The sequence below is a fragment of the Synechococcus sp. 65AY6A5 genome (genome assembly GCF_002760415.1).
Taxonomy (GTDB): domain Bacteria; phylum Cyanobacteriota; class Cyanobacteriia; order Thermostichales; family Thermostichaceae; genus Thermostichus.
Genome location: NZ_AXUW01000001.1, coordinates 2,494,164 through 2,508,234, shown reverse-complemented (window position 1 = coordinate 2,508,234; position 14,071 = coordinate 2,494,164). Strand labels below are relative to the sequence as shown.

Annotated in this window: 9 protein-coding genes and 1 pseudogene; 8 read left to right on the top strand and 2 right to left on the bottom strand. The window is 61.2% G+C overall.

All coding sequences use genetic code 11. From position 1 onward, the window contains the following. Both SYN65AY6A5_RS11805 and SYN65AY6A5_RS11800 read left to right on the top strand, forming a co-directional pair. Positions 1-779: electron transfer flavoprotein subunit beta/FixA family protein (locus tag SYN65AY6A5_RS11805; RefSeq protein ID WP_099884636.1), on the top strand; the 779-nt coding region annotated here is incomplete at its 5' end. 137 nt (positions 780-916) lie between these two features. Continuing rightward, positions 917-2,035, top strand: coding sequence for an electron transfer flavoprotein subunit alpha/FixB family protein (locus tag SYN65AY6A5_RS11800; protein WP_011431510.1), 1,119 nt, complete (start codon positions 917-919; stop codon positions 2,033-2,035). An 18-nt stretch (positions 2,036-2,053) separates the two neighbouring features. Here SYN65AY6A5_RS11800 and SYN65AY6A5_RS11795 read toward each other — a convergent pair whose 3' ends face one another. Further along, positions 2,054-2,338, bottom strand: coding sequence for a YggT family protein (locus SYN65AY6A5_RS11795; RefSeq protein ID WP_011431511.1), 285 nt, complete (start codon positions 2,336-2,338; stop codon positions 2,054-2,056). Positions 2,339-2,627: 289 nt separating this feature from the next. Between SYN65AY6A5_RS11795 and SYN65AY6A5_RS11790 the strand changes: the two genes are divergently transcribed. The 6 genes from SYN65AY6A5_RS11790 to SYN65AY6A5_RS11765 all read left to right on the top strand — a co-directional run bounded on the left by SYN65AY6A5_RS11790 (position 2,628) and on the right by SYN65AY6A5_RS11765 (position 13,580). Next, a complete protein-coding gene (locus tag SYN65AY6A5_RS11790; protein ID WP_011431512.1) occupies positions 2,628-3,770 on the top strand; it encodes a response regulator in 1,143 nt (380 codons plus the stop codon). 227 nt (positions 3,771-3,997) lie between these two features. Further along, positions 3,998-4,384 (top strand): response regulator, encoded by a 387-nt coding sequence (locus SYN65AY6A5_RS11785; RefSeq protein WP_011431513.1) that lies wholly within the window; start codon positions 3,998-4,000, stop codon positions 4,382-4,384. Beyond that, positions 4,381-4,746, top strand: coding sequence for a response regulator (locus SYN65AY6A5_RS11780; RefSeq protein WP_011431514.1), 366 nt, complete (start codon positions 4,381-4,383; stop codon positions 4,744-4,746). Before SYN65AY6A5_RS11785 ends, SYN65AY6A5_RS11780 begins: the two co-directional genes overlap by 4 nt. A 111-nt stretch (positions 4,747-4,857) precedes the next feature. After that, the gene (locus SYN65AY6A5_RS11775) at positions 4,858-5,376 is read left to right on the top strand and encodes a chemotaxis protein CheW (RefSeq protein WP_041438647.1); all 519 of its coding nucleotides are present in this window, start codon (positions 4,858-4,860) and stop codon (positions 5,374-5,376) included. 308 nt (positions 5,377-5,684) lie between these two features. Then, entirely contained in the window at positions 5,685-8,135 is a 2,451-nt protein-coding gene (locus SYN65AY6A5_RS11770; RefSeq protein ID WP_011431516.1) for a methyl-accepting chemotaxis protein, read from the top strand. A gap of 183 nt (positions 8,136-8,318) precedes the next feature. Then, positions 8,319-13,580: a response regulator gene (locus SYN65AY6A5_RS11765; protein ID WP_011431517.1), complete on the top strand. Its 5,262-nt coding sequence runs from the start codon at positions 8,319-8,321 to the stop codon at positions 13,578-13,580. A 341-nt stretch (positions 13,581-13,921) separates the two neighbouring features. Here SYN65AY6A5_RS11765 and SYN65AY6A5_RS14510 read toward each other — a convergent pair. After that, a pseudogene (locus SYN65AY6A5_RS14510) lies at positions 13,922-14,071 on the bottom strand (RNA-guided endonuclease TnpB family protein); the annotation flags it as partial.

The following is a 14,071-nucleotide window of genomic DNA, read 5'->3' as shown; positions in this document are numbered from 1 at the left end:
TCGATCGCGCCAAGGCCAAGCGGATGTTAAACCCTTTTGATCGCTATGCACTGGAAGCAGCTCTGCAAACCAAACGGCAACACGGGGCGAGAGTAACAGCAATTACAATGGGGCCACCCCCGGCCATTGAGGTGCTCTACGAGGCCATTGCCCACGGCGTGGATCGGGGCATTTTGATGACCGACCGCCGCTTGGCCGCTTCCGATACCCTAGCCACTGCCTATACTCTGGCCCAGACGGTTCGCTATGCTGGCCGGCCCGATGTGATCTTCTGCGGGCTCCAGACCACCGACGGCGATACGGCCCAGGTGGGGCCGCAGTTGGCGGAGCGGTTGGGGATCCCTCAGGTCACCTATTGCGAAGCCTTCGAGATTCGGGATGGGATCCTGGTGGCGCGGCGGGCCATCGAAGGGGGATCCCAAATCGTGATGGTGCCTCTGCCGGCCTTGGTCACGGTAGCCAATTCGGCGCGGCGTCTGGCCTATCCTACCCTGCGCGGTGTGCAGCGGGTGCAGCGGCTGATGCGGGATGAGGCGGCGCGGGCCGAGGCCATCCAGATCCTCAACCTGGACGATGTGGGGGCCGATCCAAAGCGCTGCGGCCTCCAGGGATCCCCGACCATCGTGGCCGCCACCGAAAAAGTAGGGGAAATCGGCGGCAACTGTCAGATCTTTCAAGGGCAGCCCGTGCCGCAACTGGTGAAGGAATTGGCTCAGGCACTTGACTTGAGCCTCTACCTGGCTACCCCAGAGGCTTTACCCTCTTTCCCCTTCCGCTAACTCCACCCTCTAAACCCATTCCTTAACTTCTCAGTTGCAGCCTGCCCAAAGGTGAGTTATCGCTAAGTTGCGGAAATCTGTATAGGAATTGACCAAACTTCCCAGCCTTTCTACTTTGATGAGGAGTCGTAAGCTCTATGGAGCACAAGCGGGTGTTGATCTTCGCCGAGCAGATCAAGGGTGAGTTGCAGCCCATCGGCCTGGAGCTGTTGGGAGCGGGGCGACGGCTGGCCGATAAGCTGGAAGCCACCCTGAGCGCCCTTGTCCTCGGGCACAACATCGCTCACCTGCCCCCAATCCTGATCGGCCATGGGGCGGATCAGGTCTTCGTTGCCGACCACCCCGAGCTGGCCGAATACCGCACCCTGCCCTACCGCCGCGTTATCCTGGACTTGATCAAAAGCTGGCCCCAGCCGCCCCACACCATCCTGCTGGGATCCACCACCACCGGTCGGGACTTGGCCCCCCGTCTGGCCGCCCACCTGGAAACCGGCCTGACCGCCGACTGCACCGAGCTCGACATCGGCCCCTTCGAGTACAGCAACAGCAAAGATCCCGGCAAGTCTGGCTTCTTCCCCGACTGCCTGTACGCCATTCGGCCCAGCTTTGGCGAGTCCCTCAAGGCCCGCATCCTCGGCCCCTGGAAAAACCCGCAGATGGCCACCGTGCGCCCCGGGGTGATGCAGCCGCTTCCCTGGGACGGATCCCGCCAAGGAGAAGTGATCCCGGTGCCGGTTAACTTGGAGCCGGAGGATCTCAAGCTGCAAATTGTGGAAACGGTGCGCAACCTCTCCCAGGCCGTCGATCTGACGCGGGCCAAAGTGATCGTTGCTGGCGGCTACGGGCTGGGATCGGCAGACGGCTTTGAGCTGATGCGCGAGCTGGCCGCCTGTTTCCCCAACAGCGCCGTCGGCTCCTCCCGCAAGGCTGTGGATGCCGGCTGGATCCCCTATGCCCACCAGGTGGGGCAAACTGGCAAGACCGTCCGCCCCCAGCTCTACATCGCCTGTGGTATCTCCGGGGCCATCCAACACCGCGTCGGCATGGACAAGTCCCAGACCATCATCGCCATCAACAAAGACAGCTCTGCCCCCATCTTCAAATTTGCCCACTACGGCATCGTGGGGGATCTCTACCAGGTGGTGCCCGAACTGATCCGGCAACTGCAGCAGATGCAGGAGAAAACCCAGGCGGACTCTCCTGCCCGGCCTTCGCCAACCCCCGCCCTGCAGATCCCTATCTTGCAGGGCCGCTAATCCTCCTGGGAAAGCACTTTAGTGCAGGGCCATGGTCAACAATCCCTGCTGTCCCAGCAACACCTCCCGCAACAGGGTAACCAGGCCCACCCACACTACAGGCGCCATGTCCACCCCCCCCAGGGGCGGGATCAGGCGGCGTGTCGGGCGCAGCAAAAACTCCGTCAGGCCGACCACTGGCGAATAGGGCAGCCGAGAGGTATCCAGTTGCGGATACCAGGATAAGAAGATGCGCAGCACAAACAGAACGGTGTAGAGCGCCAGCAGCGGGCCCAGCACCCAAGTGGTGAAAATCGGCAGCATTGCTTTTGCAACAATTGAGTTTCAGGGGAGGTTCTTCACCTATTCTGCTCCAAGGAAAGCCGCCTGTGCAGATCCATCGGCTTGCCTTCAAACCAGAAGTTAGTCCTTTGGTCGCTGAAAAGGGATCCCTGGATCCGCTTCTGGCCAGTTCCAACCTAAAAGCCCGAGGAACCCAGAAATCTTCAGGATTCAAAGTGGGTTATTTCCCCAAAAAGCTCCCCTTGTGGGATGGCAGCAAGAAGGCTAGCGTCATAATGGTCATATCTTGCTGACTGCAGGCAGGGATCCCATGCAGGGAAGATTACAAGAGATCGATATCCGAAGCATCCTTCAATTGATCGAGTTGGGCCAGCGCACCGGTGAGCTTTTCGTAGAGGCCAGACCCTCCATCTACTGGTTTGTCTTTTTCTTGAACGGGCGAATCATCTACGCCTCTGAAACCGAAGGCCACATCGCCCGCCTCAAAGACTACCTGCGCCGCTTCAAGCTGGAAGCCGCCCTAGACGAAGTTCAGATCCCTCCCAAAGCTGCGGTCAATGCCCCCGAATACAACCGCCTCTGGTCTTTGCTGGAAAACCACAAGCTCAACCCCAGCCAAGGCAAGCAAATCCTGCTGGGCATGGTGCGGGAAGTCCTCTTCGACCTGCTCAGCCTCCACCAGGGCTCCTTCATTTTCGAGGCTGGATCCCCCTTGGCCCCCCAACTGACCACCTTTCCTGTCACCCCTCTGCTCGCCGAGATGGTCACCCAGGTGCAGGAGTGGAAAAAGCTGCACCCCTACATCCAAGACCCCAACCAAGCCCCCACCATCGTCAACCCCCTGCCCCTCCAGCAAACCCTGCCCGCCCCCGTCTTCAAGGCGCTGAGCGAGTGGTCGGACGGCAAAACCAGCATTCGCCAAATGGGTCGCTACCTGGGCCGAGACACCCTGGTGGTAGCCAAAGCCATCTATCCCTATGTTCGTCAAGGGGCGATCCACCTCTCCGATCCCGTCCTGATCATCGAGCCCCAGCGCACTCGTCCCCTCAAACCCAGCGACAAGCCCGCCCACATCCTCTGCATCGACGACTCCATGGCCATCCAAAAAACCGTGGAGTTCATCTTGCAAAACGAGGGCTACCAGGTCACCACCATCGGCAACCCCCTCAAAGCCCTGGGACAGGTGTTTCTCCTCAACCCCGACATGATCCTCTGCGATGTGGCCATGCCCAAGTTGGATGGGTACGAGCTGTGCGCCATGTTGCGCAAATCCAGCCAGTTCCGCGAAACCCCCATGATCATGCTCACCGGCAAGGACGGCTTCACCGACCGGCTCAAGGCCCGCATGGCCGGGGCCAACGAGTTTCTGAGCAAGCCCTTTTCTGAGAGGGAATTGTTGACCGTCGTCGAATCTTATGTGGGCCCACCTCCCAAGCGGGGCGGTGGCGAATAAGCGGGGGGCCAGCCGAAATCCCTAAAAAATGTCGAGATTCGAGCCAAGCAAGCAGAGTACTGCAGAATACTGGACAGAAGAGGAACTTCACCAAACAATAGGAGGTAGCCCAACCAGCCTGGGGCTGCAAGGCCAGATGCAGCCAAAAGCGCTGAAAGACAGGATCCCACTTCAGGTAGCCGCCAGGGTTGACCGGACACGCGAAACACAGCAGGGGCGAGATGACCATGAGCAAAGTACTGGTGGTGGATGATAACCGTACCTATCTGGAGGCCATTTCCAGCCTGCTCTCCGAGAGCGGGTTGGAAGTCTCCACAGCCATGGACGGTGTGGAGGCGATGGACATCATTCGTCAGCAGAAGCCTGACGTGGTGGTGCTGGACATCGTCATGCCTGGCATGAACGGCTACGAAGTGTGCCGGGAAGTGAAGAAAGATGAAAGCACCAAGCACATCCGCATCGTCGTGTGTTCCACCAAAGATCAAGTCTTTGATATCGAGTGGGCCAAGCGCAATCAAGCCGATGCCTATGTAACCAAACCTTTCAAGCCTCAAGAGCTATTGGCTACTATCAAACAGCAGTTGCGGGAGATCAAGGAGACCAGCCAAAAATGAGTCGCGTTCTGGTGGTGGAAGACAGCCAATCCCAGCGGGAGATGATCGGCAAGTTGCTGCAGGAAAACGGCTTCGAGGTGATGACGGTGGAAGATGGCGTGGAAGCCGTAGAGGCGGTGAAGCAAAACAAGCCCGACCTGATCGTGCTGGACATCGTCATGCCGCGGATGAATGGCTACGAAGTGTGCCGTCTCCTCAAGGCCGATCCGCTCACCCAAAAAACCCCGATTGTCATGTGTTCTTCCAAAGGCGAAGAGTTCGACCGCTACTGGGGGCTCCGCCAGGGAGCAGATGCCTATATTGCCAAGCCTTTCCAGCCGCAGGAACTGGTGGGTACGATTAAGCAATTGCTGAGAGGCTAGGAACCGCCCATCCCGCCTCTATGCCTGCTGGCAGAGCCCAAAGGGGTTCCATGCCCTGGACAAGGGAGCGGCGGCCACCCCTCCACAAGACCATCGATACGGGGGAGCGTCATGCTAGGGGATCTGGATCTGTTGATGGGGGATGAGACCCAAGAATTGCAGGAAATGGAGGCTCCCGAAGGTGAGCTATTCCTGAAATTCAAGGTCGCCACCGGAGAAGAATTTGCCCTGCCGGCAGTATCGGTTGTAGAGGTGATGAGCATCGGCCCTGAGAAAATTACTCCCATGCCGAATGTCGCGCCAGTTCTGCTGGGCACTCTGAACTTGCGGGGCGAAATTATCTGGGTTGCGGATCTGGGGCAGTTTTTGGGGATCAGCCCGCCCCTCAACCTCGACCGCGCCGAGCTCCCTGTGGTGGCCGTGATGGATCAACCGGATTTGCTGATGGGCCTGGCTGTGGATTTAATTGTGGGCATGGAGTGGCTGAAGACGGAAGCGGTGCGGCCTGTTCTCGTGGCTCCTGAGTCGATAGCTCCCTTCTTGCGAGGGGAATGGGTGGTGCCCGCGACGGGAGCCCGCTTGCCGCTGCTGGATCAGTCAGCCATCCTGAGATCCGACCGTTGGGGTTGAGGAATGGCTAGCCGCAAGTTCGGCAGAAATGCGGAAATTCCAAAGCCATTCACAATGGAAAGAATGGAGCCGATCTTGTTCCCTAGAGATTGGCGCCCGGCCACCCGGCGAGTGTGGCCGTGCTGCCCCAATGGTCTGTGGAAAGAGGGCAAGAGCCCATTCTTTTTGGGAGCAAAGCAGCCAGTTGGGAGAGGTAACCTATCTGTAGCTTAACAATCTAAAGGGTTTAGGCGGGTTGGTGTTGGGGGAGTTCTGGGCATTTGGGTTGAAGTAGCAACAGAGGTAGCCAAGCAGGGAAGGGAGGATCCATGGTTTCGAGCGCAAACAATCAGAGAGACTTTACCGAGGCAATGGTCGCCTTTTGGCAGGGAGACTACGTCGAGGCAGTGCGGTTGTTCAACCAGGTAGCCGCTGCTCAGCCGCAGGATACTGCTGTCAAGTTGCTGCTGGCCTCGGCCCAGAAGCAAGCGGGGCAGTTGCTGGAAGCCCGCCATACCTACGATACCATCCTCAAGACGGCCAGCGATCCTGAGGAGCTGGAGTCGGCCCGCAGGGGCCTGGAGGAGCTGCTCCAGATGGCGCCGGAGCTGGCGGATGTTCCCTCTCCGGCGCAGGAAGACAAGCTCCAACCTCAAGGGGAGTTCCCACCTCAACCGGAGGAGGCGGATCCCTTTCCCCAGTTTGAGTTTGAGGCGATGAGGGAACAGGAGGCCGACCCCTTTGCTCAGGATCTCTTCTCGATGCGAAGCGACAGCTTTGCCGCCGATGAGATGACTTTTGGCGAGGAAGAAAGCTTTGCGGATCCTTTTGAGACAAGGCTAGAAATGGAGCCTGCGGATCCGTTTGCCTCCTCTCACCCGCTGCCCGCCAACCCTCAGGTAACGCCGCCAGCGGTTCCGGGAGAGACCGCTTTGCGAGCGGGCAGGGAGCAGCCTCAAACAGACCCAGTGGTCGATGACGATTTTGCCTTCCTTAGCGAGTTCGACCGGCAGCACCTGCAGGATCTAGACAGTGATTCTATTACGCAGTTGGCTGGCGACGCGGCTTTTCCCGAGGAGATGGGCTTCTCCCTACCCACTTTTGGGGAAGAGGAGGTGGGATCCCTGGATGAGGGCCTGCCGACGGAATTGGCCACCCCCATGAGCGAGCCGATCCCTGCCCCCGAAGAAGACACGGCCGGTCCTGGCCCTGCTCTTTTCGAGCTCAACGAGCTGGACAGTCTGGATCGCGAACTGGCCGGCATGGAGGGCGGCGAGGTGCCGGTCTTCTCTCCCGATGAGGGGGAGACGCAGGAGGCGGGCGGAACGGCTCGCAGCTCGCCTACAATCTCGATGCCCCTCCCAGGGGGCCAGGGAGCGGGGATGTTCGCTGGGATCGCCAACCGCCCGCTTGCCGATCGGCAGTTGGCCACAGCGCTGATCCAAGGAGCCGTGAGTTTGGCTGCCGGGTTGGCCATTGGCCTGGGGATCCCCGCCAATGGGGGAGCTCGCTTGCTTGCCGGGGTCATCGGGGGTGGAGTGATCGGCACGGGAGCCGGGGTTGTGCTGGGGGCCAGCAGTGCCAAACACATTCGCTCCACCGCTCAAGAGCTGGCCAGCCACTTTGCCGCCTTGGCCCAGGGGAATTACTCCGTCAGAGCAGAGGCGAGAGGGGATGACGAGTTGGGCCGCTTGGCCAACAGCTTTAACCAAATGGCTGCCGCCCTGGAGGCCCATTTTGCCGATCTGAGCCAGCGAGCTGCCGAGCAGGGACAGGCCAAGGAGGACTTACAACGCCAGGTCATTCGCCTGCTGGACGACGTCGAGGGGGCAGCCCGCGGGGACTTAACGGTGCGGGCGGAGGTCACTGCCGATGTGCTCGGCGCCGTCGCCGACTCTTTCAACCTGACCATTCGCAGCTTGCGGGACATCGTTGTCCAAGTGAAGCGGGCCGCCGCTGCCGTCAACGATGCGGCTTTGCAGAGCGAGAACTTTGCCCGCAGCCTCTCTGCCGATGCCTTGCGCCAGGCGGAGGAGATTTCCAACTCCCTCAACTCCATTCAGGAGATGACGGAATCAATTCAAGAGGTAGCCAGCAACGCCCGCGAGGCGGCCAACGTAACTGCTCAAGCCACGGAAGCAGCCGCCCGCGGCGGAGAAGCAGTGGATCGCACGGTGGCCAGCATCCTGGAAATTCGGGAAATGGCAGCAGAGACGACCCGCAAGGTGAAACGCTTGGCAGAATCCTCCCAAGAAATCTCCAAGATCGTGGCCTTGATTTCTCAAATTGCTTCGCGCACCAACCTGCTCGCCCTCAACGCCAGTATTGAGGCCGCCCGGGCGGGCGAGGCGGGACGGGGCTTTGCCATCGTGGCCGACGAGGTGCGACAACTGGCCGACCGGGCCGCCAAAGCCTCGAAGGAGATCGAGCAGATTGTGCTGCAGATCCAGTCGGAGACCAGCAACGTGATGACGGCCATGGAGGAGGGCACGCAGGTGGTGATCCAGGGGACGCGGCGGGCTGAGCAGGCCAAAAGCAGCCTAGACGAGATCATCGAGGTCAGCCGGCGGATCGATGGGCTGGTGCGGGCTATTTCTCAGGCTACCGTGCAGCAAACAGAAACCTCTCGCGCCGTGGCCCAGGTAATGCAATCAGTGGAGCTGACTGCCAACGAGACGTCCGAAGAGGCGCAGAAGGTAGCCAGCTCGCTGCAACAGTTGGTGAGCATCGCTCGCGAGCTGCAAGCTTCTGTCGGTCGCTTCCGGGTGGGGGATGAATGAGCAAATCTGCTCGGTTGGCGGGCATCCTAGGGACAAGCAAGGATCCCGATGGGAAGTTGCCGCACTTCAGGGACATCGGGATCCCTCTGTCCCAAGACAGAATCCGGGCATGGGAGAGCTTCCCCTGTCCGATCTGCTACTACTGATATGAGTACCTGTGGGCTGTAGGAGGAACCTCCTGCCATGAATGAAGAAGCACAAAAGCGGATCCTCGGTTATTTTATCGAAGAAGCCCGCGACCACTTGGCAACGATCGAGCAAGGGCTCCTCAGCCTGCGGGACAGCGTGAGCGATCCTGAGCTGATCAACGAGTTGTTCCGAGCTGCCCACTCCATCAAAGGCGGAGCGGCCATGCTGGCCCTCGCCAGCATTCAGCGGACTGCCCACCGCCTAGAGGATTTCTTCAACGTGTTTCGCTCTCGCCCGGGCGAAGTGCCGGTGGATCAGCACTTGGAGACGCTGCTGCTGCGAGTTTTTGATGGGTTGGCGGCGTTGTTGGACGAGCTGCAGAGCCCTCGCGGTCTCACCCAGGAGTTCAGCAACGCAACGCTGGCGGAACTGGAGCCGGTTTTTCAGGAGACTGAAAACTACATTCAGAGCCTTCTCGGCGCTGGCCCTGTCGCTAGCTCTGCTCCGGCTGCCCCCCCGCCGCCGGCGGCCCGCACCCTACAACAAGAGATGGCGGAAGTGGTGCCGCAGCAATTGCGGCAGATGTTGGAGCTGTTCAAGCGAGGGGATCAGCCGGGCATTCGCGAGCAGTTGCGGGAGGCAAATGCCGTTCTCAAGCAGATCGGGCAAGCCCATCATCTGGCGGGCTGGCAGCAGCTCACAGAAACCTTCGAGCAAGCCCTGGGCAACCCCGACGCCGATCTGCGAACGTTGGCGTTGGTCGCCCTGCGAGACTTGAAGCAGGGGCAGCAGCTTATCTTGGCGGGCAGGGCCGAAGAGGTGACGGCCTCGGCGGAATTGCAGCAATTGGCTCGCCCGGCGGCTCCCGCTCCGCCGCCGGATCCTTTGGAGGTGGTGGTTCACCAGCAGATCCCGGCCCTGTTGCGCCAGATGCTGGAGCTGTTCAAGCGTCCTGACGACCCGGCAACGCGGCCTGCCCTGCAAAGCTTGGCCCAATCGCTCCAGCAGGTGGGACAGGCCGAAGGTGTGGATCTGGGCGGCTGGACGGCCCTAGCCCGCCTGATTGGCGAGATCCTGGCAGATCCTGCCCAGGATTTGCGGCAACTGGCTCTGCCGGTTCTGAGAGATTTGAAACAGGCTCACCAAGCTCTGGCCAGCGGAGCAGCGCAGACCATCCAGCCCTCCGCTGAGTTGTTGGCCTTCCGCCCTGTGCTGCCGGCCCTTGAGGAGCCAGAGCCGCTCTTCCTCGAACCCGAGAGCACGCCTGCCCCAGCGGACTGGGCCGCTGCTGGGATCCCGGCAGAAGAATCCTCTGCCCCTGATGGGAGCCAAGAAGAACCTGAACCAGGAGAGGCGATCCCCGTCGAAGCAACCCTGCAAGCGGAGGAGGCGGCCTGGGATCTGCTGGCCGAACAGCCGCCGTCCACTTTGGAGATGGACAGCGTTCTGGCGGGCGAGGAGGGCCCAGGGCTGAGCTGGCCGGAGATGTCCACCGAGGCTTTGCCAGAGGAAGACTGGCAAGCAGCCGCCGACCTTGCCCAAGAGGGCGTCGCCGCGCCGGAAGAAGCCGCAGCAGCCCGCGGCTGGCTCCAGGATAGGCTGAGCTTTGGCTCAGGCGATTTCGACGCCCCTCCTTTGAGCCTGGAAGCAGAAGCCTCCGCCGCCTTTGACGAGCTGTTTGCCAACGCAGAGCAGCTATCCGATATTGAAGAGCCGCCGCCGGAGCTGATCCCTCCTTCCCCCGAGCCTTTTTCGCAGGCGCTTGAGGAGCTGAGCCCAGAAGAGGGGGGAGCGGAAACGGATTTGGCGGAGCTGTTTGCCGAAGTAATGGGCGAAGCGGCGGCAGAGCTGTCACCTGTCGAGCCTGCCGAGCTGACAGGAGCCGAGGAAACCAGCCAGGCCATCTGGGATGTCCCCGCCCAGGAGCGGGCGGCCCAAGTCGCTGCGGAAAGCCCCGAGGAAGCCTCGGCTGCAGACGAAGCTGCAAGTGTCGGAGTGGAAGCCTTGTTCGAGCTCGAGGAGCTGGCAGTAGAGAGCTCTCCTCTGCAGGAGCTGTCTCAGTTGCCTGACTTTGGGGCTGCTCCCGACAGCGGGCCGGAAGCGGATCTTTGGGCAGAGGAGCCGTCTCCGTCCCTCCAGCCTGGGGATGGGGAGGCGGCCGCAGACTTGTGGGCTGAGTTCCCCGCCGACATCTGGCCGGGGGACTTTTCTGTCCCCGATGAGACGGGATCCCTGACATCTTTGGACTCTGCGGCTGAAGGCGGCCTGGAGAGCCTTGTCTCGGCGGCGGATCAGGCCTGGTGGAGCCCAGAAGAAGCAGGCGAACCTTCCCCCTCTTTCGAGGTGGCTTCTCAACCCTCTTCTGACCTTGCCGACTCTGCCGCAGTCGAGCAACTGGAAGACCTTTTCGCCGAAGAATCTTCGCCCGGCGAACCTGCCGCTGCGGCGGAGAGCTTCTTGGCCCCTTCCGACGAGTCGACGGCGGCGGAAACCCCGGACTTGGGGGCCGAGCTGAGCCTAGCCGATCTCTTCGCCGGGGAGACGCTGGAGGATGCCCCGGGCACGGGGGATGCGGCACAGGCCCAGGACTGGGCTCTTTTGGAGAACCTCTTCCCGGTTCAGGAAGAAGCTCTCTATCCTGAGGGCCAGCCCGCGGAGGCCTTCGACCGCCTCGAGGCTCTATTTGCCGAGGAGCCCGCTACCGAAGCACTGAGCTTAGAAACCAGCGGATCCCTCTCGGCCATGGATGGCGAGGTGGATTTGGATGAGTTGAGCCGGTTCTTTGCAGAAGGGGAGGCCGCCCAGGAAGCGATCCCCTCAGATCTGGCCACTTTCCTGGGCGAGGCAGAGGCTTTGCAAGGGAGCAGTCTGGAGGGAGTGACTCTGCCTGAGCCAGAACCACTTGTAGCTGCAGCAGAGCAAGGCGGAGCTTCCCAGCCAGCAGAGGACGATCTGGCCAGCCAACTGGAAAGCCTGTTCGCGGAGGATGAGCTCTTGGCTGCCCAGAGCGCGACTGTTTCCCCAGATGAGACACAGCCTTTGGAGGAAGAAGCGCCGGAAGCCTCTCCTGCCCCAAGTTTGGACGATTTGGCCGCCCTTTTCGATGCCGCCGAACCAGCGGTGCCCCCTGAGCTAGAGGAGGTCATCGCTCCCATTGTGGGATCCCCTACAGCCGTGAGCGGCGAGGTCGCCGACGATTTCGCAGCCCAACTGGAATCCCTCCTAGGCGATCTCGAGGTCGCCCCCCAAGTCTCTGCAGCAGCGCCGGCGCCTTCTCCGCCCGCTGTCGCCGCCCCAGCAACAGCCGCCCCCACGGCACCGGCTACCCCAACAGCACCGACCACACGGCGATCTGCCCTCAGCAATCCTGTAATGCGGGTGGAGGTGCGCCACCTCGACTCCATCAACAACTTGGTGGGAGAGCTGGTGGTCATCCGCAACAGCATGGAGCAAAACCAAACTCGCCTGCGCCAGTTTCTGGATGGCCTATTGGGCCGGGTGCAACAGCTAGGGGAGCTGGGCCAGCGCATGCGGGATCAGTACGACCGCTCGTTGCTGGAAGCGGCGCTGTTCTCCAGCCGCAGCAGCGCGGCAACGGTGGGGTTTGGTCGGAACGGCGAGGAATCCCCTCGGGGACGGGTGGGTCATTCCATAGGCCAAGAGTTCGACAAGTTGGAGATGGATCAGTTTACGGCCTTCCACACGCTGGCCCAGGAGATCATTGAGCTCATCGTGCGGGTGCGCGAGTCTTCTTCCGACATCGAGTTTGCGGTGGACGAGGCAGAGCAGATCACCCGCCAATTCCGCCAGGTCACCACCCAACTGCAAGAAGGCCTGAACCGGGCGCGCATGGTGCCCTTCTCGCAAATTGCCGACCGGCTGCCCCGCGCCGTCCGTGACCTCTCCATCAAAACGGGCAAACAGGCCAGCCTGGTGGTGGAAGGCCGCGACACCCTCATCGACAAGGCCATCCTGGAAGAGCTTTCCGACCCGATGACCCACCTGGTGAACAATGCCCTGGTGCACGGGATCGAGCCCCCTGAGGAGCGGCGCCGCTTGGGCAAGCCCCCTGAAGGCAAGATCACCGTCAAAGCTTTCTACCAGGGCAACCAGACAATCATCGTCGTCGCCGACGACGGTGCCGGCATCCCGGTGGAGAAAATCAAGGCCAAGGCGCAAAGGCTGGGGCTGCTGTCAGAGCAGGCAACCGAAGAAGAAGTGTTCAACGTCCTCTTCCACCCCGGCTTTAGCGTTCGCGAGGCCAGCGAGGTGGACGATCTGGCCGGGCGGGGGGTTGGCTTGGACGTGGTGCGCCGCAACATCACCGATCTGCGCGGCAGCATCCAAGTGGATTCCGTGCGCGGCAAGGGCACCACCTTCACCATCCGCCTGCCGCTTACCCTGAGCATTTCCAAGGCAATGGTGTGTGTCAGCGACAAAGCCCTGATCGCCTTCCCCCTCGACGGTGTGGAGGAGATGCTGGATGTTCCCGTCGACGAGGTGCAGCCGGATGAACAGGGGCGGCCCTCCATTCCCTGGCGGGATCAACGCCTTCCCTTCCAGCCCCTCTCGAATCTGTTGTCCTACAGCCGCAGCCACAGCCGCAGCCGCTCAGAGGTCTACAGCATCGCCCAAGAGGAGGGCATCCTGCCCATCGTCGTCCTGCAAAGTGCCGGCCAGTACGTTGCCCTGCAGGTGGACAGCTTTGTGGAAGAGCAGGAAATCGTGATCAAGCAATTGCGCGGGCCTGTGCCCAAACCACCTGGCATTTCTGGGGCAACGGTGCTGGGCAATGGTCGCGTGCTGCCAATTGCTGACGTCCTTGAACTGGTAGATATGGCCCAAGGCCGCCGTCGCGATCTCAGCCGCCTCTGGGCGGAGCGTCGCGCTGCGGAGCCACGTGCCGAGGAAACCCATCAAACCACGGTGCTCATTGTGGACGACTCGATTGCAGTGCGGGAACTGCTCTCCATGTCCTTTCAAAAGGTGGGCTACCGGGTGGAGCAAGCCCGCGATGGCCAGGACGCCTGGGAAAAGCTTCGCGGTGGCTTGCGCTGCGATCTCATCTTTTGCGACATCGAGATGCCGCGCATGGACGGCTTGGAGTTGCTCTCCCGCATACGGGCAGACAGCAACCTCAGGCATATTCCAGTAGCTATGCTCACCTCACGGGGGGCAGAACGGCACCGGCAGACAGCCCGCGAGCTGGGAGCCACTGCCTACTTCACCAAGCCCTACTTGGAGGAAGAGCTGTTCAGCGCTGCCGCTCGCATGTTGCAAGGGGAGCAGTTGTTGGCACCCAACCCCACTTCCTGAACTGGCGACGCCAGGGGCGCCCAGATGGAGGCACCAAGCTAAGGGATCCCACTCTGGCGCCAGGATCGCCAAAGGGTTTGACTCCAGAGGGGGCTGGAAGGCGTAGGATATTGACCTGTTGTCCTCGGAGAGAAGTGGCGATGCGCCTGACTGTCTGTGCTCTCATCCTGGCTGGTGGGTTTGTCCTGGGCAATCCCTGGCTTGCCAGGGAGCTGGGGCTAGAGGCAACTGCTCATGAGAACAAGGGGGGGCTCTCAATCCAGAGAGCTCATCGGCTAGGCCTAGGCCCTGCCGACGAATCCTTCGAACTGCGGTTTCTGGATGCGATGATCCTGATACATTTACGCTGAACACTGCTGAGCATTACTGCTCAGCGGTGAAGCGATAGCATTCTGTCCGTTTCCGTTGTCACTACGCGACGCTGACGCGACCGCGCTACTCGGACGGAGTCCAAACAGAAAGGCGGTATCCCGCAAAGCCCTGAGCATAAC

What these genes read in the sequence shown, in the direction of transcription:
- SYN65AY6A5_RS11800 (WP_011431510.1), top strand. Translation starts at nt 917, where the DNA reads ATGGAGCACAAGCGGGTGTTGATCTTCGCCGAGCAGATCAAGGGTGAG.
- SYN65AY6A5_RS11795 (WP_011431511.1), bottom strand. Translation starts at nt 2,338, where the DNA reads ATGCTGCCGATTTTCACCACTTGGGTGCTGGGCCCGCTGCTGGCGCTC.
- SYN65AY6A5_RS11790 (WP_011431512.1), top strand. Translation starts at nt 2,628, where the DNA reads ATGCAGGGAAGATTACAAGAGATCGATATCCGAAGCATCCTTCAATTG.
- SYN65AY6A5_RS11785 (WP_011431513.1), top strand. Translation starts at nt 3,998, where the DNA reads ATGAGCAAAGTACTGGTGGTGGATGATAACCGTACCTATCTGGAGGCC.
- SYN65AY6A5_RS11780 (WP_011431514.1), top strand. Translation starts at nt 4,381, where the DNA reads ATGAGTCGCGTTCTGGTGGTGGAAGACAGCCAATCCCAGCGGGAGATG.
- SYN65AY6A5_RS11775 (WP_041438647.1), top strand. Translation starts at nt 4,858, where the DNA reads ATGCTAGGGGATCTGGATCTGTTGATGGGGGATGAGACCCAAGAATTG.
- SYN65AY6A5_RS11770 (WP_011431516.1), top strand. Translation starts at nt 5,685, where the DNA reads ATGGTTTCGAGCGCAAACAATCAGAGAGACTTTACCGAGGCAATGGTC.
- SYN65AY6A5_RS11765 (WP_011431517.1), top strand. Translation starts at nt 8,319, where the DNA reads ATGAATGAAGAAGCACAAAAGCGGATCCTCGGTTATTTTATCGAAGAA.